Here is a 22,175-nt window from a genome sequence, read left to right as displayed (position 1 = left end):
TCAACTGTGGTGGAACTCTGGCGAGTGCGCAGCGGGCCGCACCCGCAGCCGGGGGCTATCCTGCACCTCGTGACGCACGAACGTGAATTGACCTCACCTGTCGATCTGTGCCGACCGGACGGTCGCCTCAACCCGGAGGCGGTCGGCTGGACCCGCCGCCCCCTGCACACCGCGAACCTGCGCGGCTGGGGCCGGACCAAACGGTGGGAGTACTGGGGCATCGTCACGCCACAGCACATCGTCGGGCTGGTCGCCTCGTCGATCGACTACGCCGGTGTGCACGGCGTCTACGTACTCGATCGGGACAGCGGCGTCGAGACGAAGACCGACGTGGTGGTGCCGCTGGCGCGCGGGACGGTGCTACCGCCGCACAGCGGTGTGGGTGAGGCGCGGGCGCGGGGCGGTGAGCTGGCGATCCGGATCGCTCAGCGTCCGGACGGCACTGCCATCTCGGCGACCGCCCCCGGCGTACGGCTGGAGGTGGAGATGCCGATGCCGGCCGGGCACGAGTCGCTCGGCGTGGTGGTGCCGTGGAGCCGCACACGATTCCAGTACACGGTCAAGGACGTCGGCCGCCCTGTCCACGGCTTGCTGGAGCTGCACGGCCAGACGTACGAGATTGGTGGGCCGGACGCGTTCGCCGTGCTGGACCACGGTCGCGGCAGGTGGCCGTACTCGATCACGTGGAACTGGGCCGCGGGCGCGGCACCGGGACGAGCGATCCAGCTCGGCGGTCAGTGGACCGACGGCACCGGGGTCACCGAGAACGGCCTGTTCGTCGACGGCCGGCTGCACAAGATCGGCGAGGAGTTGCGCTGGACCTACGACCGGTCGGACTGGCTCCGCCCGTGGCGGATCAGCGGGGAACGGGTCGAGGCCGAGTTCCGGCCGTTCCACGAGAAGGTGGCCCGCACCAACCTCGGTGTCGTCGCGAACGAGACGCACCAGTGTTTCGGGCACTTCTCCGGGTGGGCGAAGACGGACGACGGGACGAAGGTGAGTCTCGACGGGCTCGTCGGCTGGGCCGAGGAGGCGCGCAACCGCTGGTAGCCACGGTCAGAGACGGAGCTGGCGGTTCACCTCGACCACCAGTTCGGCCGGTAGTTTGAGCACCCGGCGGTCGTAGGTGAGCAGACCGTTGACCTCGTCCTCGACGTCGGACAGTTGGGTGTAGACGGTGGCGCTCAAGCCCTTGGCGATCGCCGGGGCGATCTGCTCGGCGTGCAGCCGGCGGAAAGCCGCGCCGAGCGACGCCGCGTCGCGGAAACGGCGGTAGCCGAACTCGCGTTCGGTCGCGGTGTGCCCGCCGACGGCGAGGCTGTAGCCGCCGTACTCGGACAACACCAGCACGCGGTGGTCACGGCGGCGCCGCGGTACGCGGAAGCGGCGGAAGTAGACGTGCAGGCTGCGAAGGTCGCCGCCGCCCTGGTCGTGCCAGCCGCTGGCGTGGTCGACGCTGCGGGTCGGATCCAGCGCGGTGAGTTCGGCGGCGATCGCGGCGGCGTCGAACTGGCCCCAGCCCTCGTTGAACGGCACCCACACCGCGATGCTGACGACGTTGCGTAGGTGCTCGACGGTGTCGTGCAACTCGGCGCGGAACTGTTCACGCCCGGCGTCGTCGTCGCGGGCGAACAACCGCCGGTGGCGGTCGTTGAGCCGGAGCGGGCTGACCGCGGGTGCGGTGACGACCGCTGGCCGGTAACGACCACCGCCGTTCACCATGTCCTGCCAGACCAGCATGCCGAGGCGATCGCAGTGGTGGTACCAGCGTGCTGGTTCGATCTTGATGTGCTTGCGGAGCATGGTGAAGCCGAGCCGCTTCATGGTCGCGATGTCGTGGACCATCGCCTCGTCGGAGGGAGCCGTGTACCAGCCGTCGGACCAGTAACCCTGGTCGAGGATGCCGGCGTGGAAGTACGGCGCGCCGTTGAGCAGCAGCCGTGGTGTGCCGTCCGGGCCGGGGCCGACGCCGAACGAGCGCATACCGACGTAGCTGCGGACCCGGTCGCCGCCCAGGTCCACGGTCACACCGTAGAGGTACGGGTCCTCGGGGCTCCACCGCCGCGCTTCGGGGATCGGAACGCGTACCGGCCGTCCGGCAGGTGCCTGCGCCACGCCCACGACGTCGTCGCCGGCCAGGATCGTCACCGTCGCGTCGGGTGCGTCGGGGCCGGCGTGGACCGTCACGTCGACGCAACCCTCGCCGAGCAGTGGGGTCAGGGTGAGTCGTCGTACGTGCAGCGCGGGCACGCACTCGACCCACACGGTCTGCCAGATCCCGGACTGCGGGCTGTACCAGATCCCGCCGCGCCGGAGCCGCTGTTTGCCGCGCGAGTGGTGGCCGGTGTCGCTGTCGTCCCGTACGGCGACGACCAGAATGTTGTCGCCGTCGCGCAGCGCATCGGTGATGTCGCAGTGGAACGGCAGGTAGCCGCCGGTGTGCCCGCCCACCAGCATGCCGTTGACAAGAACCTCGCAGGTCTGGTCGACGGCTCCGAAGTGCAGCAGCACCCGCGCCGCCGGATCGGGCCGGAACCCGTCGGGCAGTCGCAACATCCGCTGGTACCACAGCGTCTGGCCTGGTTGGAGTTGCCGGCCGACGCCCGACAGCGGCGTCTCCGGCGAGAACGGCACGATGATCTCGCCGTCGTACCCGTCCGGCTGCCGGCCGCTGTCGGTGATCGCGTACTGCCAGCGGCCGTTGAGGTTGAGGTAGCTGTCGCGGACCATCTGCGGGCGTGGATACTCCGGCAACGGGCGGTCGGGGTCGAGCGCCTCGCCCCACGGGGTCAGCAGCGGCCGGGTCATGTCCGCGCCGCCGAGCCGTACCGCCTGCGGCGCAGCGTGAAGACTGGTACGAGGATGAGGACGAGCACCGCCAGCGCGGCCAGGAAGATGCCCGGCGTCGGCACCTGCTTGACAACGCCCAGGTCGGTGTAGGTCTCACCGGCGCCGGTGATGACCGCCGCGCCGAGGTAGGGCCCGACGACCATCGGCACCAGGATCGCGAAGATCATGCGCAGGCCCTGCACGTGGCCGGCGCGCTCCGGTGGTGAGAAGTCCCGTACCAGCGCCCCGATCGGGGCCAGCACCAACATGAACCCGGACATCATGAGCAGCCCGGCGGCGATCACCTGGCCCGTGCCGCGCGCCAGGTACATCGCGAGCAGGCCGGCCGCGTACACGCCGACGGCGGGCAGGAGGAAGCTGACCCGGCCCACCCGGTCGATGAACCTGCCCACGATGACGCTCACCAGGGAGGCGCCGAGCAGCACCACGCCGAGCACGAGGGCATAGCCGTCGATGTCGAGGTAGCGCTGGATGTAGATGATCAGGTATGGCAGGAAGACCTGGGTCGACACACCCCAGATCGACCACGCGGTCAGCGCCAGGTACAGCCCCGGGTTGGCGCGTACGGCCGCAGGGCGCAGTCCGTGCAGCACCGAGCTGAGCAGACGCTCACCACGACGGACGGGTACGGGCTCGTCGCGTACCAGGAACCAGGCCAGCACCCCGACCGCAGCGATGATCACGCCGACGATCAGGAAGAACGTCCGCCACTGGCCGGCCCGGGTGAGACCGTCGAAGCCGCCGAAGACGGCGAGCATGGCCAGCAGCGGCATCACGGCCAGCACCGACTCCACCCGGCCCCGGTTCGCCGGCCTGGTCACGTCCGTCACCCAGGCCTGGAACCCTGCGTCGTTGGCGCCGGAGCCGAGAAACGACATCAGGCAGTCCAGCGCGATCACGGCGATCACGGCCAACAGCACCGCGTCGGCCGCTGGTGCCAGTGCAGCGACGCCATCCACGGTGAGCAGGCCGAACGCCGCGGTGCTGACACCCCACACGAGGTAGCCCACGGCTATGAAGACCCGGCGGCGGCCGGACCGGTCGGAGATCGCACCGATGAGCAGCGTGGCCACGGTGGCGGCCAGGGCGCTCGCCGCGACCATGGTGGCGATGGCGTTGGGATCGTCGGTGATGGTGTCGTAGACGAACACGTTGAGGTACATGTTCTCGACCGTCCAGGCCAGTTGGCCGACGAAGCCGAGCAGCACCAGCGAGGTCCAGGCCCGTCTGCCGAGCCGCTCGCCGTCGCGGGCGGGGGAGAGCGTCGGGGGGCCGGTGACGGTGGGTACGGACACAGCGCACCCTCCTGAGAAGTCGGACCGGGGCGGCCCGAAGGTGAGACGGATTCTATATATGCGAACCGCCTGCCCGTTCTGCTGTCTCAACCGTGTCGAGGACTGACCCCCGCCACGGTCAGGCCGAGCAGTCGATCTGCTTCGGCGGCGGGGTTCGGGTGGTGCTCCGTTGCCAGGGCAATGCCGGTGATCAGCGTGAGCAGGTCGGTGATGGCCACGCCCGGTGCCACTGCGCCATCCTGCACGGCGCGGCGCACCAGGGGGTCGCCCGCCTCGGTGAGCTGCGCCGAGGCACAGCTTCCCTGCGCCGCGTCGGCGTCGGCCGCCAGGTCGCGGTTCAGTGCGACAGCCAGTCCTCGGATCGTCGACGCGGACGTGGTGACGGCGCTCAGCCACTCCAGAAGCGCGGCCCGGGTGTCGGCCCTGCCGGTCAGCTCGCGGGCGAGAGCGCACAGGGTCTCGACTCGTTCCCGGAAGACCGCCTCCAGCAACGCGCGGCGGCTGGGAAAGTGCCGGCGCGCGGTTGCCGATCCCACTCCCGCAGCGCGGGCGATCTGCTCCAGGGATGCGTCCGCACCGTGCGCGGCGATCTCCGCCACGGCGACCGTGAGCAGACGCGCGTAGTTGCGTTGGGCGTCAGCACGCAGGGCCGGCATGGCGTCACCTCGGAGTTTGCTAAGTGGCGGGGTCCGCCGTATCTTAGCTCAAGGAAAACGGCGGACCCCGCCGTTTAGTGCTCGCACACCACAGGAGACTGCTCATGTCGACCGATTCCGCACCCGTCCTGGTCACCGGCGCCACCGGGAAGCAGGGCGGTGCGACCGCTCGGGCCCTGCTCGCGACCGGCGTCTCCGTCCGGGCGTTGGTCCGCCACCCCAGCAGCGACCGGGCGAAGGCGGTCGAGGCGCTCGGCGCCGAACTGGTCACCGGCGACCTGAACGATCGTGACTCCCTGAGTAGGGCAGCGGAAGGAGCCCGAGCCGTCTTCTCGGTGCAGATGCCCGCGATGAGCGAAGATGCAATCAACTTCGACGGCGAGTTGACCCACGCCGTCAACCTGATCGAAGCCGCGCTGGCCGCCGGTGTGCCCCAGTACGTGCACACGTCCGTCTCCGGTGCGGGCCAGCACAGCGAGGCTCCCGGCTGGTCCGAAGGTCGCTGGGCGTCCTTGGAGCCCTACTACCGGGCCAAGGCCGGCATCCAGAACCGGGTACGCGAGGCCGGCTTCACGCACTGGACGATCATCAAGCCGGGCACCTTCATGGAGAACTTCCTGCCCTCCATGGCCTACCTGCTTCCCCGTGGCGTCGAGGGTGGCCTGGCCACTGTGCTGAAGCCCGAGACCCGGATCTCCCTCGTCGCGGTCGACGACATCGGCACCGCTGCCGCCGCGGCCATCGCCGCACCGGGGCGGTTCCACAGAGTCGAACTGGAACTGGCCAGCGACTACCTGACGATGACGGACATCGCCGCAGTCCTCTCGCGTGCCCTGGGCACCACGCTCACCGCGCCTGACATGACCGAGGAGGAGGCCGTCGCCGCCGGTATGCCGGTGTGGGCGGTCACCTCCCACGAATTCATGCACGTCGCCGGGCAACCCGCCCGCCCGGAGTACGCGCGGGCCCTCGGTATCCCGCTCACGACCTTCGAGGAATGGGCGCAGCGCCTGCGGCCCATCGCCTGACTCCGCCTGCCGTGGCCGGAATCCGTTGGGGTGTGGCACTTTCGCCTCTCGCTCCCGGGGTTTCCCCTGCTTAGGCTGCCTTTCGAAACCGCACTTCCGCAGAGGTGACAGGGCTGAAATCGTGCTTCGTTATGTCATGCCAGTCGTCATTGGGTTGGTCTACGTCGGGCTCAACTCCTTTGTTCCCGAGCCGCACCGTCGTCGTCTGAACGCGCTCATCGTTACCGGCGCTGGCGCCGCCTACATCAGCGGCGGCGGATTCGGTCTGTGGGAGCTGGCCTTCTGTGCCGTGCTGGTGGTGGTCGGTTACGCCGGGCTCAGCTCCTACACCTTCATCGGCATCGGATGGCTGCTGCACACCGCCTGGGACGTCCTGCACCACCGCCGCGGCACCCCGCTCATTCCGTCGGTGCACGACTCGTCGTTCGGCTGCGCCATCTGCGATCCCGTCATCGCCCTGTGGTGCTTCGCGGGCGGGCTGTCGATCAGCGACGTGTACCGCCGGCTCACCCGCCGCCGTACGACCGAGGCGGGCAGACCCACGCCACCCGTCACCGTAGAGGCATAACTGGCTAGATTTCAGCGATGCACACCGTGGCCGTGCTCGCCCTCGACAGCGTCGTCCCGTTCGATCTCGCCACGCCGATGGAGGTGTTCCAGCGCACCCGTCTGCCCGATGGCCAGGCCGGTTACCGGGTCCGGATCTGCGCGGCGACGCCGAACGTCACCACCGGCGCGTTCAGCATCGCAGTGCCGTGGGGACTGGACATCCTCGACGACGCCGACACGATCATCGTGCCGGGTGTCGCCGACCCCGACGCGGCAGCCCCCGCCGAGGTTCTCGACGCGCTGCGGACCGCCGCGGCCAACGGCACCCGCATCGCCTCCATCTGCGGCGGCGCGTTCACCCTCGCCGCCGCCGGCCTCCTCGACGGACTGCGCGCCACCACCCACTGGATCGCCACCGACCAGTTCGCCGCCCAGTACCCACAGATTCAGGTCGACCCGAACGTCCTCTACGTCGACAACGGCCAGCTTCTGACCTCCGCCGGCGCCGCCGCCGGGCTCGACCTGTGTCTGCACATGATCCGACGCGACTACGGCGCCACGGTGGCAGCCGACGCGGCCCGCCTGTCGGTCATGCCGTTGGAACGCGCTGGCGGGCAGGCGCAGTTCATCGTGCACGAGCCGCCCACCCCCGACGGGACCACGCTGGAGCCCCTCGTGGCGTGGATGCGTGACAACGCCCACCGCGAGCTGACCCTCACCGACATCGCTCGTCACGCCGGCATGAGCATCCGCACCCTGAACCGCCGCTTTCGCGACCAGATCGGCTCCACCCCTTTGCAGTGGCTGCACCGCGTGCGCGTCCACCAGGCGCAGCGCCTCCTGGAAGCCACCGCTCATCCCATCGACCGCGTCGCGGCCCAGGTCGGGTTCGGCTCCACCACCGCCTTCCGGGACCGCTTCAAACTCGTCACGGGCACCAGCCCGCAGGCCTACCGCCGTGCCTTCCGCAGCGCCTGACGGTCAGCGGACCATGACGATGAGGGCCGAGGCAGGAGCTTGCAGTGCCGCACGATCGGGCTGGGCGCGAAGGAACAGGAAGACCAGGGCGACAACAAGCACCAGCGGAATCAGGACGCACGCGACAGTGACGACCACGACGGTTCGGGTGTCGCCGCGAGCAGGCGGCAGCGCCGTTGGTGCCGCCTCAGCACTCGCGTCGGCAGCGCCGGTGCCGGCCTCGGGCCGGTGCTGTCGTCTCGGGACGGCGAACACGCCCACCGCCAGGAGCACGAGCCAGAGCGGCAGCAGCAGGGGAGCGAGCGCCGGCCAGACGGGCCACACCGGCTCGGTGAGGCGGTTGATGTCCAGGCCCCACCAGGTCAGGGCGACGCCGGGAAGCAGGCCGACCGTCACGAGGGTGCCGACCAACAGGGGTACGGGTGGACGTCGCCGTGCCAGCAGCCAGAACAACACCGCCCCGGCAGCGGCGCCCATAACAGTGGCACCGATCGTGACGGCGAGGAACCTGTCGGGCGGGGCCGGTGCGACGGTCAGCCTCGACCCGCTCGGGAAGTTGTCGAGCGTGACCGTCAGCCCATCCCGCTCGGCCCGCCATCCGTCGCACCGGTAGCCCGGCTCGCGGCGGAGGCCCTGCCACCGTTGCGCCGCGGCGTTGCGCTGTAGTCGCTCGGAGAGCGCGCAGTCGTCACGGTCGAGGTACGAGAAGTTGACCTGACCCGAGCCAAGGTCGTCGGCCGCGACGCCGACGCCCCAGCGGATACCATGCACGATCTGGTTCGAGTCGTACGGCTCCGCATCCGGGAGCAGTTCCGCCGCCACGTTCCGCGCCTGCTTCACGCCGAGTGGTGTGACACCGCGTCCGCCGTACCAGGACCCGACGCTCAGGCCAACCGTGCCCAGCAGTATCGCGCCGAGCAACATCATCGCGACGCGCCGCAGCCGGAGACCCACCGCGGCCCACCCCCTCTGTCACGGTGCGGCACACAGTAGCCCTCAGGGTCGATCCGTGCTGCCCGGCCGAGTGCCGTTGCGGGTGACAGGCTCTGGTCCAGCCTGCGCCACCGGAGCCATTCCGCGTCGGTCACCGCAACAGTCAGGAAATTGCGGCCTTCACCAACTCGACGACCTTCTTCTCCACGGTGGGGCTCCACTGCTGTAGCGCGTACGCCACGGGCCACAGGTCTCCGTCGTCGAGGTTGGCCGTGTCCTGGAAACCCAGGGTCGAGTACCGGTAGTTGAACTTGCCGGAGTCCTGGAAGAAGACGACGATCTTGCCGTCGGCGTTCGTGTACGCGGGCATCCCGTACCAGGTCTTCGGCAACAGCTCTGGGGCGGCGGCGGTGACCGTCACGTGCACCCGCTCGGCGAGCGCGCGATCGTCCGGCTCCATCTGCGCGATCCGGTCGAGGAGCGCCTGCAACCCGTCGGCCTTCTTGGCGCCCTTCTTGCCCTCGGCGCGCAGTTCGGCGGTGCGCTCCTTCATCGCGGCGCGCTCCTCGGCACTGAAGCCGTCGGACACGGTCGTGGAGGTCTTCGCGGACATTCTTGGGCTCCTATTCGCCGTTCAAAGGCCCGGCGTGCTGCCGGCTACCTGGGAAAAGGCTAGGCCCGGCGGCGCGCGGAGCGCTTCTCGATTCCTGATCGGAAGTGACGGCCGCGGGGTCGTCGCTGACCCGGACACGAGATTCCGGCCGGTTATGCTCGTGAACGAGCATGGCGCGTCCCCCTGTCGGGGCAAGGATCGATTCGGGGGCGGTGCATGAACATCGGGGAGATCGCCCGCCGGGCGGGGGTGTCCCGCAGCACCGTGTCCTACGTGCTGAGCGGTAAGCGGACCGTGTCGGAGGCGACCCGGCAGCGGATCCAGGCGGTCATCGACGAGCTGGACTACCGACCGAATGCCAGCGCCCGTGCTCTCAAGGAGGGGCGCACCCGCACCCTCGGGCTGGTGATCCCTCCCGCGAGTCAGCGGTTGACCGACATGCAGTTGGGCTTCGTCGCCAGCGTCGTCGAGGCGGCCGCTCGCCATGACCTCGATGTGCTGCTGTCGCCGTCCGGTGGCGACCATGACCGATCGTTCGAGCGGATCGTCACCGGCCGTCGGGTGGACGGTGTGGTCCTGATGGAGATCCGGTTGGAGGACGACCGGGTGACTCGGCTGACCAAGGCCGGTCTGCCGTTCGTCACCATCGGGCGGACCGCCGAACCGCACGGCATGAGCTGGATCGACATCGACTACGCCGGGCTGATCGCCCGGTGCGTCCACCACCTGGCCGACCTGGGGCACCGGCACGTGGCTCTCGTGAACCGCTCCGCGGAGTTGGTGGCCGCGGGCTACGGCCCCAGCCACCGCGCGCTGGCGGGCTTCCGAGCGGCGGCGGCCGAGCGCGGCCTGACGGGCGTGGAGGTCTGCTGCGGCGACGACACGGCCTCCGGCGAGGCGTGCGTGGAACAGCTGCTCGCGACACATCCGGACGTCACGGCGGTGGCCACCATCAACGAGGCCGCGCTGCCCGGAATGCAGCGCGCCTTGACCGGCGCCGGGCTGGCCGTGCCCCGCGACTTCTCCGTCACCGGCGTCGCCGCCCAGCACTGGGCAGAGGATTTCCGCCCGCCGTTGACCGCGGCCGATGTTCCGATGGTCGACATGGGCGCCGAGGCGGTGTCATTGCTGCTGGAGGTCATCGCCGAGCCCGGCGCTGTGCCCCGCCACCGGCTGTACAACCCGCCCATCTCGTTGCGCTCCAGCACCGGTCCGGTCTGGTCCCGCTGACCCGGGCGAGGGCCCGGAACGAGACCCGGGCCGGGCCGCCCAGGCCGGTCTACCCACTTATGACTCGCCGTTCCTCCTGGGCGGCGGCGAGGATGAGGTAGCTGCTGGCAGTCCAGGTGTACGCGCGATCCCTGAGCCCGGCGCCGGTTTCGGCGTCGAAGTTCTCCGCGAACCCGGACTTCTCGCACAGCGCGAGGAATCGGCGGCTGATGTCGTCGGCGATCCTGGTCTGCCCGGCCCGCCGCAGGCCGTCCTCGACCAGGACGGTCGAGGGTGCCCAGATCGGGCCACGCCAGTAGCCGTCGGCTACGTAGTGGGCCGAGTCTGTTGGCTCAGTGGCCAGCCCGTGCGTGGTCAGGTGGGTTTCGACGCCCCGAGCCAGTGCGGCGGCGACCGGGGCGGGCAGGTCGGCACCGAGCGCGACGGGCATCAGGTCGAGCAGGCTTCGGCTCGCCCGCCGCTGCCCGGTGTGGGGGCTGCGAGCGGTGAAACGTTCACCGTCCCACAGGTCCCGGAGCATGGCCCCGCAGATCCGGTCGGCCTCCCGGGACCACTGGTCGGCGGGCTCGCCCAGCTCGCCGGCGAGGTCGGCCAGGCAACGAAGCTGCGAGACCAGGAACGCGGCGAGGTCGGCCGTCTGGAGGACCCGGTCGTCGTCGAAGGTGGTCGCGTTGTCCCAGCCGCTGTCGTTGCCGTGCTGGTAATGGGGCAGATCGTGGCCGGGCGCTCGGCGCGCGTCGAGCCAGAAACGGGTCCAGCGGGCCAGCCGGTCGTACGTCTGCGCCAGCGCCGTCCGGTCCGGCGGCTGGGAGAGGCGTCGGCGCAGGTGCCGGAGGGCCCAGCCGTGAATGGGGGGCTTGACGTAGTTGTGCAGGACCTCGGAGTGCGCGATCGAGTCGGGTAGGGCACCGGCCTCGTCCTGGTGGTCGAAGGGGAGTTGGAACTGATGCCAGGCCAGCTCCGGCTCGCCGGCTGCCAGGGCGATCGCGTTGAAGCAGTGGTCCCAGCTCCACACCTTGTCCATCCAGTGCTTGGACATGAGGACGGCTGGCCGGGTGACGAAGCCCGCCGGGGCTACGGTGGCTGACCACAGGACGTACGCGGCCAGTTCGGCGGCCGGAGTGTCCGCACCGCGCCACGGCGCGACCGCGTCGACGAACGCGGTGAACTCGGCGGTCCGGTCGCGGCACAACTGGTCGAAGGTGGCGGATCCGGGGTACGGGCGGCGGGCGGTGGCGTACTCCTCGATCGCGATTTCCCAGGGTTGGTCGCTGGCGAGGTCCAGTGACCGGTCAGCGGTGCCGAGCGCCTCCACGCCGTCGGTCCGTTGGAGAGCACCGGAGAGCACCGTGATCCGGTAGCGGCGACCGGTCTCGTACGAGGTGAACACATGTGACCCGTCGGCCGGGTCGAGATACAGGTAGGTGCCACTGAACGGGGTGAGGGTGTTCTCGGCTGCGGCTACCCGCAGGCCGAGCCGCCGACCGCGGATCCGCAGAGTGTCCGGCCCGTCGTAGACGGCCTCGATCCGGTCGTTGCCACTCCGCCAGGTCAGCAGCGCGGGCGTGGCGACGACCGTGGTGCCGGCGACCGCGGGGGCGAGGCGCAGTACGGGGTGCAGCCCGGTCTGGTGTGAGACCAGGTGCAGATCGTCGGCGTAGGTCTTCTCGGCTACCACCGGGGAGATGTTGAACCAGGATCCGCGGTAGCTGAACGGGATGTCCTGGATGGGGAACTCCGGACCGGACGGGGCGACGGTCATGGGTGGCGGGTGCCTTTCTGCGGTGCGGGTGGTCAGTCCTTGACGGCGCCGGCGGTCACGCCCATCGAGACGTACCGCTGGGCCAGGACCAGCAGCACGGCGGCAGGGATGGAGGCGACGACAGCGGTGGCCATGATGGCGTTCCACTGCTGGTTGTTGTTGCCGATGTAGTGGTAGATGCCGATGGTGATCGGCTGGTGGTCGCCCCCGCCGGCGAGGGTCGAGGCGAAGATGAAGTCCGACCAGGACCAGAGGAACGCGAACAGCGACACCGTGACGATCGAGTTGCGGCTGACCGGCAGCACGACCGACCAGAAGGTCCGCAGCCGACCGGCGCCGTCGACCACGGCAGCCTGGATCAGCTCGTCGGGAATTCCCGACATGAAGGCCGTGAAGATCAACACGCCGAACGGCACCGCCAGTGTCGTGTCGGCCAGGATCAGGCCGGGCAGCGTGTTCAGGACGCCGAGGTGGAGATAGATGGCGTAGAAGCCCATCGCCATGATGATCCCCGGGATCATCTGCGCGATCAGCAGCACGAAGCTGAGCGCCCGGCCGCCGGGCGGTCGGAGCTTCGCCAACGCGTATCCGGCGGGGGCGGCCAGCGCCACGGTCAGCGCCACCGTGCCGAGGCCGACCAGGAAGCTGGTGCCGAGGTAGGGCAGTTGCTGGTCGAGCACCGCCCGGTAGCCGTCCAACGTGCCGTTGGTCGGGATCAGGTGCGGGGGACTGGCCCGCATGTCCTGGTCCCGGGTGAACGACACGTTGATCATCCAGTAGACGGGGAAGAGCATCAGCCCGGTCAGCACCAGGCCGATACCGGTCTTCCACCAGGCCCGAGGCGTTGGAGTGGTCATCGTAGGTGCCGCCTCCGTTCGAGCCGGATGTAGACGAGCCCGGCGATCAGGGCCAGCACGATGAGCAGGTTGCCGACGGCCGCTCCCGGCCCGAACTCGGGCAGCAGGTTGCCGAAGCCGAGGCGGTACGACCAGGTGGCGAGCGTGGCAGAGGAGCCGGTCGGGCCACCCCTGGTCATGATCCAGATGATGTCGAAGACCTTCAGCGTGTAGATCAACCCCAGCAGCAGCGTGATCGCCGAGACGGGGCGCAGCAGCGGAAACGTTATCGACCAGAACCGTTGCCAGCTCGACGCGCCGTCGAGCGCGGACGCCTCGTACATCTCGGTCGGGATCGCCTGCAGGCCGCTGTACAGCACCACCAGGTTGAACGGGATGCCGATCCAGACGTTCGCGATGATCACCGAGGTGAGTGACCAGCCCGGCGAGGTGAGCCAGTTGACCTGGCCGATGCCGATGACGCCGAGCGCGGCGTTGACCAGCCCGGAGTCGCTGTTGAGCAGCCACGACCAGGTCGACGCCGAGACGATCAGTGGCAGCAGCCACGGTACGAGGATCAACGCCCGCAGCGTGCGCGACAGCGGGAAGTGCTGGTGGAAGAAGAGCGCCAGGCCCATGCCGATGGTGAACTGGAAGGCGAGTGACGCGGCGGTGAAGACCAGGGTGTGCGCCAGCGTCGGCCCGAAGGCCGGGTCGGTCAGGACCGTCCGGTAGTTGTCGAGGCCAGCGAAGGGCGCGCCGCCCTGCACGAACGAGCGGACGGTGTACTCGCGCAGGCTCAACTCGACATTGCGGTAGAGCGGGTAGGCGTAGAAGGCCGCCAGGTAGACGGTCACCGGTGCCAGGAAGCCCCACGCCACCCATCGGCTGGGCTGGCGGACGCGGGACGGGGGAGGCCCGGGTGGGGCGGCGACGGCCACCCCACCCTGGTCTTGTGCGACGGTGGAGGTCTGTCTCGTGGGGGGCATGGTGTGGGTTCGGCGCCCTTACCTGGTCGTGGCCGCGGCCTGCGCGGCGGTCAGCGCCTCGCGCGGCGACTTCCCACCGCTGAGGGCTGCCTGCACCGCGGTCCACAGGGATTCGGAAATCTTCGGGTACTTCGTGCCGAGGTTGTCACCGGTGCGGCCCTTCGCTGCCCGGACCGCCTCGACCCAGACCGCAAGCTTGGGGTCCGCAGCCGCCTGCCGATCCTGGACGGCGGCGACGGGTGCGACGTAGGAGAGTGTGGTGTCGGTGGTGAGGAGGTTGTCGGCACTGGTCAGACAGGCGACGAGTTTCTGCGACGTTTCGTACCGGCCGGTGTTCTTCTGCACCGGAATGGAGACGAACTCACCGCCGGTGGGTGCCGGGGCCGGACCGCCCGCGCTGGCCGGGATCGCGATGGTGCCGTACGAGAAGCCGAGCTTCTCCGCGTTGGCCAGCTGCCAGGTGCCGTTCTCGGCGAACGCGTAGTCGCCGGTGGCGAACTCCTGCCAACTCGTGGTCTGGGTGTTGTTGATGACCGAGTTCGGGGCGTGGCCCTGCTTGAGCCAGTCCGTCCAGAGCGTCAGCGCGGACACCGCCTGCGGTGAGTCCAGACTGGTCAGTTGGGCGCCCGATCCCCAGAACCAGGGCAGGAACTGGAAGCTGCCCTCCTCGGTGCCGATCGCGGAGAAGGTGATGCCCTTCTTTCCCTTGGCCTTGACCTTGGTCAGCGCCGCGGTCAGTGACGTCCAGTCCTTGACGGCGGCGGGATCGACGCCGGCGGCGGTCAGCAGATCCTTGTTGTAGTAGAGCGCGAGGGTGTTCGCCCCGATCGGCACCCCGTACGTCTTTCCCTCGCTCTGGCCAGCGCCGAGCAGGTTCGGCGCCATGGCCGAGACGTCCAGCTTGTTGTCGTCGGTGGTGGTGAGGGCGCCGGCCTCGGCCAGTGTCGAGATGACCGGGTTGTCGACGATCAGCACGTCCGGCGAGTTGCTCTGCTGGGCGGCGAGCAGCGCCTTGTTGGTCAGGTCGGTGGTGTCGTAGCCGGTCCGCTCGACCGTCACCCCTGCGGAGGTGCCGCACTTCTTGAGCAGAGCGACCCACTCGGAGTCGTCGGCGAACTGGGGATACGGGTCCCAGACGAGGTAGGCGCCGCCACCGGTGGGGCTGTCGGCGGACGACGAGCAGGCGCTGCCTGCCGCTGCGGCGAGCGCTATCACGACGACGGCGGCCAGGCGCCGCCGACGGCTGAGTCCTGTCATGTGGTGCCTCACTTCAAGTCGATCGTCAGGTGGGAGGTGCGGGTGACCGTCGCGGGTCGGAAGCAGTCCGATCATGAGGCGAATCGATTCGACGAACCGGTTCGCACGAAGATAGGTCGGTCCATGGCCGAGGGTCAAGGGATGGTCGGATGCGCGGAGAGCGGCGCCGGGAAACACCGCCTTCATCGCGTCTTCACTTCATTGACATGGTTCAGTGTCCGGTCCTAAGATCCGTGCGAATCGATTCGCAAGCGCAGCCCTCCGGAGAGCGTCCCCCACGCCCCACCAAGGAGCCGCCCGTGAAAACCCCGTCCCGCGGCAGGTCAGGACGAGCCGGTGCGTTCGTCGCCCGACTCGTGGTCGGCCTGCTCGCCGCCGCTGCTGCCGTAACCGTCGTTCCGCCCCCGGCCCAGGCCGCCGACGAGTCGATCAGTGTCAACTTCTCCACGACCAGCGGTACGCCGACCTACCGCGCTTCCGGCTGGATCTACGGCATGACCGAGAACGCCAACGGTCCCGCTGACCACTTCTATCGAGACGTCAAGTTCCAGTACATGCGCGCCGGCGGGGCGCAGCTCCCGGGGAGTGGCTGGGTCGGCGGAAGCTACGACCGCCGCTGGAACTCCACCCTTGCCCAGGCGCGACGGACCACCGCTCTCGGCGGTCAGTTCATCCTGCTGCCGCACGACCTGTGGGGCGCGGACGGTGCCGGCATCTCCCGCTTCCCCGGCGACAACGGCAACTGGACCGACTACGACAACTTCCTGACCCGCCTCATCAACGACGTCCGGGCGTCCGGACTGTCGGTGCAGTGGGACATCTGGAACGAACCCAACATCACCATCTTCTGGAACCGCCCGATCTCCCAGTACCTCGAACTGTGGCGCCGGACCCACCAGCGCATCCGGGCGGAGTTCCCCAACCAGCTCATCGTCGGCCCGAGCTGTGCCTGCGTACCGTCGACCACGCACACCTTCTGGAACCAGTACCTGGACTTCGTCCGCTCGACCAACACGGTGCCGGACATCATCAGCTGGCACTCGCTGCCGGGTGACCCGGTCGCGAACGTCGCCGCCGCCAACGCCACCCTCGACCCGCGCGGCATCGCCCACCCGCGTCCGTACCAGATCAATGAGTACGGCTCACCCGAGGAGCAGAACCCGGCCGACGGCGCCTGGTACATCGCGCGTCTGGAGCGGGCTCGGGCGGACGGCCTACGGGCGAACTGGGCCAGCGGCGGCAGCCTGCACAACGACCTCGGCAATCTGCTGATCCGCAACTCGGCCGGACAGCACCAGCCCAAGGGTGAGTGGTGGAACTACCGCTACTACGCCTCCCAGACCGGGCAGATCGCCGCGGTGACCGCCAGCCAGTCGTACGACGCATACGCCACGAAGACGACCGGCACGGCGAAGGTCCTGGTCGGTGGTGGCCGTACCACCGGGAACCTGACCGTCAACCTGCAACGCCTGGACACGACCAGCGGCATCGTGCAGAACAACCAGGTCCGTGTCCTCACCCAACGCATCCCGCACAACAACGGCGGCGCCGTGCAGGGGCCGATCACGGTCTCGAACAGCGTGGTGAACGTGTCCAACAACAACGTCACCGTGACCCTGCCGTACACCAACCAGACCGACACCTACACCGTCACCCTGCTGCCCCCGTCGGACGGCAGCTTCCAGTCGGTGGCGGTGGCCCAGCACTCCCAGCAGTGCCTGAACAACGCCGGTCTGAGCACCGCCGACGGCAACGTCCAACAGCAGAACTACTGCGACGGCGGTGACCAGCAGCTCTGGAACTTCCGCCCGGTCGCTGGCGTGGCCAACACGTACACGGTGGTCAACCAGCAGAGCGGCAAGTGCCTCGACGTCAACGGCGTGTCCACCGCGGACGGCGCGGCCGTGCACCAGTGGACCTGCCTCAACGGCCTCAACCAGCAGTTCACCCTCCGCAAGGTGACCTACGGGGGCAACGACTCGCACGACTACCAGCTCGTCGCCCGGCACAGCGGCAAGTGTGTCGACGTCAGCACGATCTCCACAGCCGCCGGTGCCCCGATCCACCAGTGGACGTGCAACGCGACCAGCCAGGGCAGCCCGTTGAACCAGACGTGGCGGGTCCTGGGGCGTTAGTCGTCACCAGGGAACCTGGCGCTGGCCGTTCGCCCGACCGCCCGCACCAGGTTCCCCACCGCAATCCCATCTATCGACATCACCTTCGAGGAGCCACCTCGTGCGAACTCCGTCCCGCACTGGGCCAGGAATGGCCCGCGAACTCATCCCGAGACGCCATCGCGTCCGACGTCTGACCCTCCTGGCTGGCGCGCTGGTCGGCGTACTCGTCGGCGTCGGCGCCGCATCCGCTACCCCGCCTCCCGCCGCCGAGGCCGCCGCCGCTGCGGCACCGTTGTCGGCGGCCGCCATCGTGCCGGGGCAGAGCGCCCCGATCGTCGGTACGCCATCCGGTCGCTGCCTCGAGGTCCCCAACTCCAGCACCGTCAACGGCACCCAGACGCAACTGTGGGACTGCAACGGTGGCGCCGGCCAGACCTGGACCTGGACCTCGGGCAAGCAGCTCACGGTGTACGGCAACAAGTGCCTGGACGCCTCCGGCCAGGGCTCCGCCAACGGCACGCTGGCGATCATCTGGGACTGCAACGGCCAGACCAACCAGCAGTGGAACGTCAACAGCAACGGCACCATCACCGGTGTGCACTCCGGGCTGTGCCTCGACGCCAGCGCCTACGGCACCGCGAACGGCACCAAGATCCATCTGTGGGCCTGCCACGGCGGCACGAACCAGCAGTGGACCTCGCCGACCACCCCGCCGCCGACCGGTACGCGCCCGTGCGACATCTACGCCTCCGGCGGCACTCCGTGCATAGCGGCGCACAGCACGACGCGGGCACTCTATGCGGCGTACGCCGGCAACCTTTACCAGGTCCGACGCTCGTCGGACAACACGACCCGCACCATCGGGCTGTCCGGCGCGGGCGGCACCGCCAACGCGGCGACACAGGACTCGTTCTGCTCCGGTACGACCTGCGTGATCACGGTCGTCTTCGACCAGTCCGGGCGTGGGAACGACCTCTGGTACCAGGGGTCGAGCGTGGTTCCGGGCAGCCCGCAGAGCAGGCCCTCGGTAGCGACGTCGGAGTCTCTGACCGTGGGAGGCGCGAAGGCGTACTCGCTCTACATCAACCCTGGTAACAGCTACTGGCGGGACGGGCACCTCACCGGAGTGCCGACCGGTGCCGCTCCCGAGGGCATGTACATGGTCACCAGCGGCACCCACGTCAACAACGGCTGCTGCTTCGACTATGGCAACAGCGAGACGACGAGGAAGGCCGACGCCGCCGGAGCGATGGACGCCATCAACTTCGGTACGCAGTGCTGGTTCGGCGGCTGCTCCGGCTCCGGCCCCTGGGTGCAGGCGGACCTTGAGTGGGGCCTCTTCCCCGGCGGCAGCCAGACCTGGAACCCGAACCAGCGCTCCTTCACCAGCAAGTTCGTCACCGCGACGCTGAAGAACAACGGCACGAGCCGCTTCGCCATCAAGGGCAGCAACGCCCAGTCCGGCAGCCTCTACACACTGTGGGACGGCTCGCTCCCGCCGGGATACAGCCCGATGAAGAAGCAGGGCGCGATCATCCTGGGCAGTGGCGGTGACTGCTGCAAGCCCGACGGTGGCGCGAACCTGAGCGCCGGCACCTTCTACGAGGGGGCCATGGTCACCGGCTATCCGTCCGACGCGGTCGAGAACGCGGTGCAGGCCAACGTGGTGACCGCCGGCTACCGCTGACCCGGGCCGGTGGCTGAACACCTCGTGCGCCGGCCACCATCCTGTGGTGGCCGGCGCACGCTCTCGTCGAGGCCAACAGGCGCCGGCACTCCGAGGATGTACGTGCGGCGTGGCCATCCCCGGAGTACCGCTCGGTGTCAGGCCACCGAGCAGGACACGCCGTTGAGGGCGAACGAGCTCGGCTTGGCCGTGTTACCGGAATGCGTGGCCTGGAAGCCGATGGTCACCGATCCTCTGGCGGGGATACCGGCGTTGTAGGCGACGTTCCTGGCCGTCACCTGCCCGGAGTTCGGAGAGTAGGAGGCGTTCCAGCCCGAGGTGATGGTCTGGCCCGAGGGCAGGGTGAAGACCAGGGACCAGCCGTTGATGGCAGCGGTGCCGTTGTTGGTGACGGTGATGTTCTCGGTCAGACCGGTGTTCCAGGCGTTGACGGCGATGGTCACGCCGCAGGTGCCGGTGCTTGGCGGCGGAGTGGTCGGGTTGGGCGGCGGCGTCGTCGGGTTCGGCGGCGGGGTGGTCGGGTTGGGCGGCGGGGTGGTCGGGTTGGGCGGCGGCGTCGTCGGGTTGGACAGGCCGAAGAACTGGATGGCGGCCGCGGCCATGCCGCTGCCGGGCAGGCTGTGCCCGGCGCCCTGGATGCTGTACGCCTCGACCTGAACAGTGCCGTTGGTGTCGGCGTACCTGCGCCGGTTCCAGTTTGCCTGGGGAGTGTCGGTGGAGGTGGGTGTCTGGCTCAGCCCGAACACGTTGGTCCACTGCTCGATCGACTCCTGCAACAACGAGTACGGCACGAGCGTGTCGTTGGTGCCGTGCCACAACTGCACGCGTGGACGGGGGCCGGAGTAACCGGGATTGACCTGGCGCACCGCGTCGCCCCACTGCTGTGGGGTGCGGTTCATGTTGCCACCGGTGCACTGGCTGCTGGTGGGTGGGAAGTCCGCCGCGCCTGCGAAGCAGTTGTAGGGCACCCCCATGAATGCCGCACCGGCCTTGAACAGGTCGGGATAGAGCGCGAGCATGTGATTGGTCATCATGCCGCCGGAGGAACTGCCGGTGGCGTAGACCCGGTCGGGGTCGGCGGCGTACTGCCGCTGAACGTGTTGGACCATGGAGACGATCGACACGGGGTCGCTGCCGCCGCCACGGCGCTTGGCGGCGTCCGACCAGACGTCGAAGCAGTTGCCGAACCCGGCCTGCTGGGTCGCGGACGGGTAGATCACGATGAATCCATACCGGTCGGCCAGGCTGGCGAACTCGCTACCGGAGTAGAAGCCGGGGCCCGACCCGCCGCAACCGTGCATGGCCACCACAGTCGCCGGCTTGGCCGGGCGGTTGTCCGGCACGTAGACGTGCATCCGCATCCGGCCCGGGTTGTCGCCGAAGCTGGTCACCTCGGTCAGCGACGCCGCGTACGCGGGCTGGAACGCGGGGACCACCAGGCCGGCCGCCACCAGCGACGCGGCCAGGGCGAGCAGCAGTTTCCTTCTGATTCTCAACGGACGACTCCTTCGATTACCTGTGCAGGTGGGATTGGCCGCGCGATCCGTCCGCGGGTGCGCCCGACTCCCGCTGTGACCGCGCCATGCCCGCTGCCTGTGGCTCGCCCTGACCGGCTCCGGATGGCATCACGTAGCAGTTAGTGTTCCCTCCGTCCAGACAAGTGTCAATCGATGTCACTCTATTGGCCGTCGATGTCGTCTGCCGCGACGAGACCGGCTCGTCGGCGGTCCGTCTACAGTCGTCACACCGTCCCTGAAGAGCACGGAGCGCTTGTGGCAAGCCCGTTCGACATCGACGAGATATATCCGGACGACGGAGACCACCCACTCCGGCTGCCCCGGCGGCAGATCGGCAACTCGCCCCAGGGCGTCGCCGTGACCCTGCTGGCGGACTACACCCTGCGGACCCGTGCCGCCCTCCCGTCCGCCGCCATCGTCGCCCTGCTGGCGGAGACCGGGGTGACGACGGCCGGCGCGCGTACCGCGATCAGCCGGCTGGCCCGCCGTGGCGTACTGGAGGGCAGCCGACTGGGACGGCGCAGTTCCTACCGGCTCAGCCGCGCCGCCGCCGCCAACCTCTCCGCCGGGGGCAACTGGATCCTCGTCTCCACCACCTCGACGGCGCGGTGGGACGGGTGCTGGACGATCGTCGCCTTCTCGCTGCCCCAGGACCGGAGCACGCAGCGACGGGCCCTGCGCGCTCAGCTCCGGTGGCTCGGATACGCGCCGTTGTACGACGGGCTGTGGATCTCGCCGCACGAGCTGACCCCTCCGGCTCGGGCGCAGCTCGACCAGCTCACCCTCGGTGCCGTCACGGTGTTTCGCGGACAGCAGAGCGCGCTCGACTCGACCAGCCACCGTGCCCCGATCGAGGCCTGGGACATCGAGGCGATCAGCCGCAGCTACGAGGCATTCCTCCGGCGTTGGACACCGTTGTTGCCCCGGGTGGTGTCCGGACAGGTCGACGGTGCAGCCGCGGTGCGGGCTCGTACCGAGATCATGGATACCTTCCGGCGCTTTCCCGTCCTCGATCCTCAGTTACCCGTGGAACTCCTCCCGGAAGGATGGCTCAGGCGGCCGGCACGGGAGTTGTTCGAGGCCGTCTACGACGGCCTCGGCGCACCCGCCGAACGACACGTCCGGGCGGTCGTCGCGCGTTTCACCGACGGCGCGGAGCCCGGCATCCAGGCCCACACCACGGCCGAGATCATCGCGGGGGTGAGCGCCAACGCGAGTCGGGCGAACCCCGCTGAGGGCAGGTCGGCAGGTTGACGGCCGCGCGCTCCCGCTCGCCGGTACGACTGTCCTCGCCCACCGGCTGTGAGCGATAACAGGACCACCGTCATGTGCACCCCCGGCTGTCGAGTCGCTGGGCTTGCCCGCTGGTAGCGCGGCGGGGTGGAGGCATGTGGTGGGCGAGGTCCGCCTCGGGTGAAACGACGTGTTCCGGGGGACTGGCGTGAACGGTTCGTTACGTCTTGACGAACGGCATGTTATCGCTCACTCTCGATGTGCAGGACGACGGCAGACGGCTCACCGGGCGAGCCCCGCAGGTCGTCGTACCTCGGATCACGACGTCCCCCAGGGCATGCGGACGTCACCTCAGGACTCTCGGCAGTTGCTGGCGACAGCCTGTCGGACTGCGCGCCGTCCCGGACGGTTTGTCCTGAGCGAAGTGGCACATCACCACCACCGATGCAACCACTGAGAAGGACGACATGAAACCCAGAAGAGCTCTACTAGCGACGGTGACTCTCGCCGTCGCCCTCACCGCGGGTATGACGATGGCGCTGGCCCCCATGGCCAGTGCCGGGACGACCCTGAGAGCGTCGGCGGCCGAGAAGGGTCGTTACTTCGGCGCTGCTGTCGCGACGAACAAGCTTTCCGACAGTACGT

General features: G+C 69.2%; 18 protein-coding genes. 8 read left to right on the top strand and 10 right to left on the bottom strand.

Going from position 1 to position 22,175, the window contains the following annotated elements; translation table 11 throughout:
• Positions 1 to 69 precede the first annotated feature (69 nt).
• Positions 70 to 1,050 carry a DUF2804 domain-containing protein gene (locus ABZT18_RS00090; protein ID WP_354993563.1) on the top strand — a complete coding sequence of 327 codons (981 nt, stop codon included), beginning with the start codon at positions 70 to 72 and terminating at the stop codon, positions 1,048 to 1,050.
• 6 nt (positions 1,051 to 1,056) lie between these two features.
• On the opposite strand, the gene ABZT18_RS00085 is transcribed toward ABZT18_RS00090, so the two are convergent.
• The 3 genes from ABZT18_RS00085 to ABZT18_RS00075 form a co-directional block, all read right to left on the bottom strand.
• On the bottom strand, positions 1,057 to 2,808 hold the full coding sequence (locus tag ABZT18_RS00085) for a sugar-binding domain-containing protein (protein ID WP_354993564.1): 1,752 nt from the start codon (positions 2,806 to 2,808) through the stop codon (positions 1,057 to 1,059).
• Positions 2,805 to 4,145 carry an MFS transporter gene (locus ABZT18_RS00080; protein WP_354993565.1) on the bottom strand — a complete coding sequence of 447 codons (1,341 nt, stop codon included), beginning with the start codon at positions 4,143 to 4,145 and terminating at the stop codon, positions 2,805 to 2,807. Before ABZT18_RS00080 ends, ABZT18_RS00085 begins: the two co-directional genes overlap by 4 nt.
• 86 nt (positions 4,146 to 4,231) lie before the next feature.
• On the bottom strand, positions 4,232 to 4,801 hold the full coding sequence (locus ABZT18_RS00075; protein WP_354993566.1) for a TetR/AcrR family transcriptional regulator: 570 nt from the start codon (positions 4,799 to 4,801) through the stop codon (positions 4,232 to 4,234).
• Between the two features lie 104 nt (positions 4,802 to 4,905).
• On the opposite strand from ABZT18_RS00075, the gene ABZT18_RS00070 reads away from it, so the two are divergent.
• The 3 genes from ABZT18_RS00070 to ABZT18_RS00060 all read left to right on the top strand — a co-directional run bounded on the left by ABZT18_RS00070 (position 4,906) and on the right by ABZT18_RS00060 (position 7,356).
• Entirely contained in the window at positions 4,906 to 5,829 is a 924-nt protein-coding gene (locus ABZT18_RS00070) for an NmrA/HSCARG family protein (RefSeq protein ID WP_354993567.1), read from the top strand.
• Positions 5,830 to 5,965: 136 nt separating this feature from the next.
• Positions 5,966 to 6,397 (top strand): DUF6010 family protein, encoded by a 432-nt coding sequence (locus ABZT18_RS00065; protein ID WP_354993568.1) that lies wholly within the window; start codon positions 5,966 to 5,968, stop codon positions 6,395 to 6,397.
• 17 nt (positions 6,398 to 6,414) lie between these two features.
• A complete protein-coding gene (locus ABZT18_RS00060; protein ID WP_354993569.1) occupies positions 6,415 to 7,356 on the top strand; it encodes a helix-turn-helix domain-containing protein in 942 nt (313 codons plus the stop codon).
• Positions 7,357 to 7,359: 3 nt separating this feature from the next.
• Here the strand turns inward: ABZT18_RS00060 and ABZT18_RS00055 are convergent, their stop codons facing one another.
• Entirely contained in the window at positions 7,360 to 8,310 is a 951-nt protein-coding gene (locus ABZT18_RS00055; protein ID WP_354993570.1) for a hypothetical protein, read from the bottom strand.
• Between the two features lie 142 nt (positions 8,311 to 8,452).
• Positions 8,453 to 8,902 (bottom strand): hypothetical protein, encoded by a 450-nt coding sequence (locus ABZT18_RS00050; protein ID WP_354993571.1) that lies wholly within the window; start codon positions 8,900 to 8,902, stop codon positions 8,453 to 8,455.
• Positions 8,903 to 9,118: 216 nt separating this feature from the next.
• On the opposite strand from ABZT18_RS00050, the gene ABZT18_RS00045 reads away from it, so the two are divergent.
• A complete protein-coding gene (locus tag ABZT18_RS00045) occupies positions 9,119 to 10,132 on the top strand; it encodes a LacI family DNA-binding transcriptional regulator (RefSeq protein WP_354993572.1) in 1,014 nt (337 codons plus the stop codon).
• Between the two features lie 49 nt (positions 10,133 to 10,181).
• Here the strand turns inward: ABZT18_RS00045 and ABZT18_RS00040 are convergent, their stop codons facing one another.
• The 4 genes from ABZT18_RS00040 to ABZT18_RS00025 are packed head-to-tail and all read right to left on the bottom strand — an operon-like array spanning position 10,182 to position 14,976.
• Positions 10,182 to 11,894: a trehalase family glycosidase gene (locus ABZT18_RS00040; protein ID WP_354993573.1), complete on the bottom strand. Its 1,713-nt coding sequence runs from the start codon at positions 11,892 to 11,894 to the stop codon at positions 10,182 to 10,184.
• Between the two features lie 32 nt (positions 11,895 to 11,926).
• Positions 11,927 to 12,751, bottom strand: coding sequence for a carbohydrate ABC transporter permease (locus ABZT18_RS00035; protein WP_354993574.1), 825 nt, complete (start codon positions 12,749 to 12,751; stop codon positions 11,927 to 11,929).
• Entirely contained in the window at positions 12,748 to 13,719 is a 972-nt protein-coding gene (locus tag ABZT18_RS00030; RefSeq protein WP_354993575.1) for a sugar ABC transporter permease, read from the bottom strand. The genes ABZT18_RS00035 and ABZT18_RS00030 overlap by 4 nt, the downstream gene beginning before the upstream one ends.
• Positions 13,720 to 13,737: 18 nt before the next feature.
• On the bottom strand, positions 13,738 to 14,976 hold the full coding sequence (locus tag ABZT18_RS00025) for an extracellular solute-binding protein (protein WP_354993576.1): 1,239 nt from the start codon (positions 14,974 to 14,976) through the stop codon (positions 13,738 to 13,740).
• Between the two features lie 299 nt (positions 14,977 to 15,275).
• Between ABZT18_RS00025 and ABZT18_RS00020 the strand changes: the two genes are divergently transcribed.
• Entirely contained in the window at positions 15,276 to 17,111 is a 1,836-nt protein-coding gene (locus tag ABZT18_RS00020) for an RICIN domain-containing protein (RefSeq protein WP_354993577.1), read from the top strand.
• 100 nt (positions 17,112 to 17,211) lie between these two features.
• Positions 17,212 to 18,780 carry an arabinofuranosidase catalytic domain-containing protein gene (locus ABZT18_RS00015; RefSeq protein ID WP_354993578.1) on the top strand — a complete coding sequence of 523 codons (1,569 nt, stop codon included), beginning with the start codon at positions 17,212 to 17,214 and terminating at the stop codon, positions 18,778 to 18,780.
• Between the two features lie 137 nt (positions 18,781 to 18,917).
• Here the strand turns inward: ABZT18_RS00015 and ABZT18_RS00010 are convergent, their stop codons facing one another.
• On the bottom strand, positions 18,918 to 20,276 hold the full coding sequence (locus ABZT18_RS00010) for a PHB depolymerase family esterase (protein WP_354993579.1): 1,359 nt from the start codon (positions 20,274 to 20,276) through the stop codon (positions 18,918 to 18,920).
• A 276-nt stretch (positions 20,277 to 20,552) separates the two neighbouring features.
• Here ABZT18_RS00010 and ABZT18_RS00005 point away from each other — a divergent pair, with 276 nt between their 5' ends.
• On the top strand, positions 20,553 to 21,551 hold the full coding sequence (locus tag ABZT18_RS00005) for a PaaX family transcriptional regulator C-terminal domain-containing protein (protein WP_354993580.1): 999 nt from the start codon (positions 20,553 to 20,555) through the stop codon (positions 21,549 to 21,551).
• Positions 21,552 to 22,175: the final 624 nt, after the last annotated feature.

The sequence above is a fragment of the Micromonospora sp. NPDC005291 genome, from assembly GCF_040607415.1.
Taxonomy (GTDB): Bacteria; Actinomycetota; Actinomycetes; order Mycobacteriales; family Micromonosporaceae; genus Micromonospora.
The sequence above is the reverse complement of the archived record's forward strand: the minus strand, read 5'-3'. Positions and strand labels throughout refer to the sequence as shown.

Bases quoted from the DNA above. Each gene is read 5' to 3' on its own strand.
- ABZT18_RS00035 (WP_354993574.1), bottom strand. From the start codon at position 12,751: ATGACCACTCCAACGCCTCGGGCCTGGTGGAAGACCGGTATCGGCCTG.
- ABZT18_RS00060 (WP_354993569.1), top strand. From the start codon at position 6,415: ATGCACACCGTGGCCGTGCTCGCCCTCGACAGCGTCGTCCCGTTCGAT.
- ABZT18_RS00045 (WP_354993572.1), top strand. From the start codon at position 9,119: ATGAACATCGGGGAGATCGCCCGCCGGGCGGGGGTGTCCCGCAGCACC.
- ABZT18_RS00050 (WP_354993571.1), bottom strand. From the start codon at position 8,902: ATGTCCGCGAAGACCTCCACGACCGTGTCCGACGGCTTCAGTGCCGAG.
- ABZT18_RS00025 (WP_354993576.1), bottom strand. From the start codon at position 14,976: ATGACAGGACTCAGCCGTCGGCGGCGCCTGGCCGCCGTCGTCGTGATA.
- ABZT18_RS00075 (WP_354993566.1), bottom strand. From the start codon at position 4,801: ATGCCGGCCCTGCGTGCTGACGCCCAACGCAACTACGCGCGTCTGCTC.
- ABZT18_RS00070 (WP_354993567.1), top strand. From the start codon at position 4,906: ATGTCGACCGATTCCGCACCCGTCCTGGTCACCGGCGCCACCGGGAAG.
- ABZT18_RS00085 (WP_354993564.1), bottom strand. From the start codon at position 2,808: ATGACCCGGCCGCTGCTGACCCCGTGGGGCGAGGCGCTCGACCCCGAC.
- ABZT18_RS00065 (WP_354993568.1), top strand. From the start codon at position 5,966: ATGCCAGTCGTCATTGGGTTGGTCTACGTCGGGCTCAACTCCTTTGTT.
- ABZT18_RS00030 (WP_354993575.1), bottom strand. From the start codon at position 13,719: ATGCCCCCCACGAGACAGACCTCCACCGTCGCACAAGACCAGGGTGGG.
- ABZT18_RS00040 (WP_354993573.1), bottom strand. From the start codon at position 11,894: ATGACCGTCGCCCCGTCCGGTCCGGAGTTCCCCATCCAGGACATCCCG.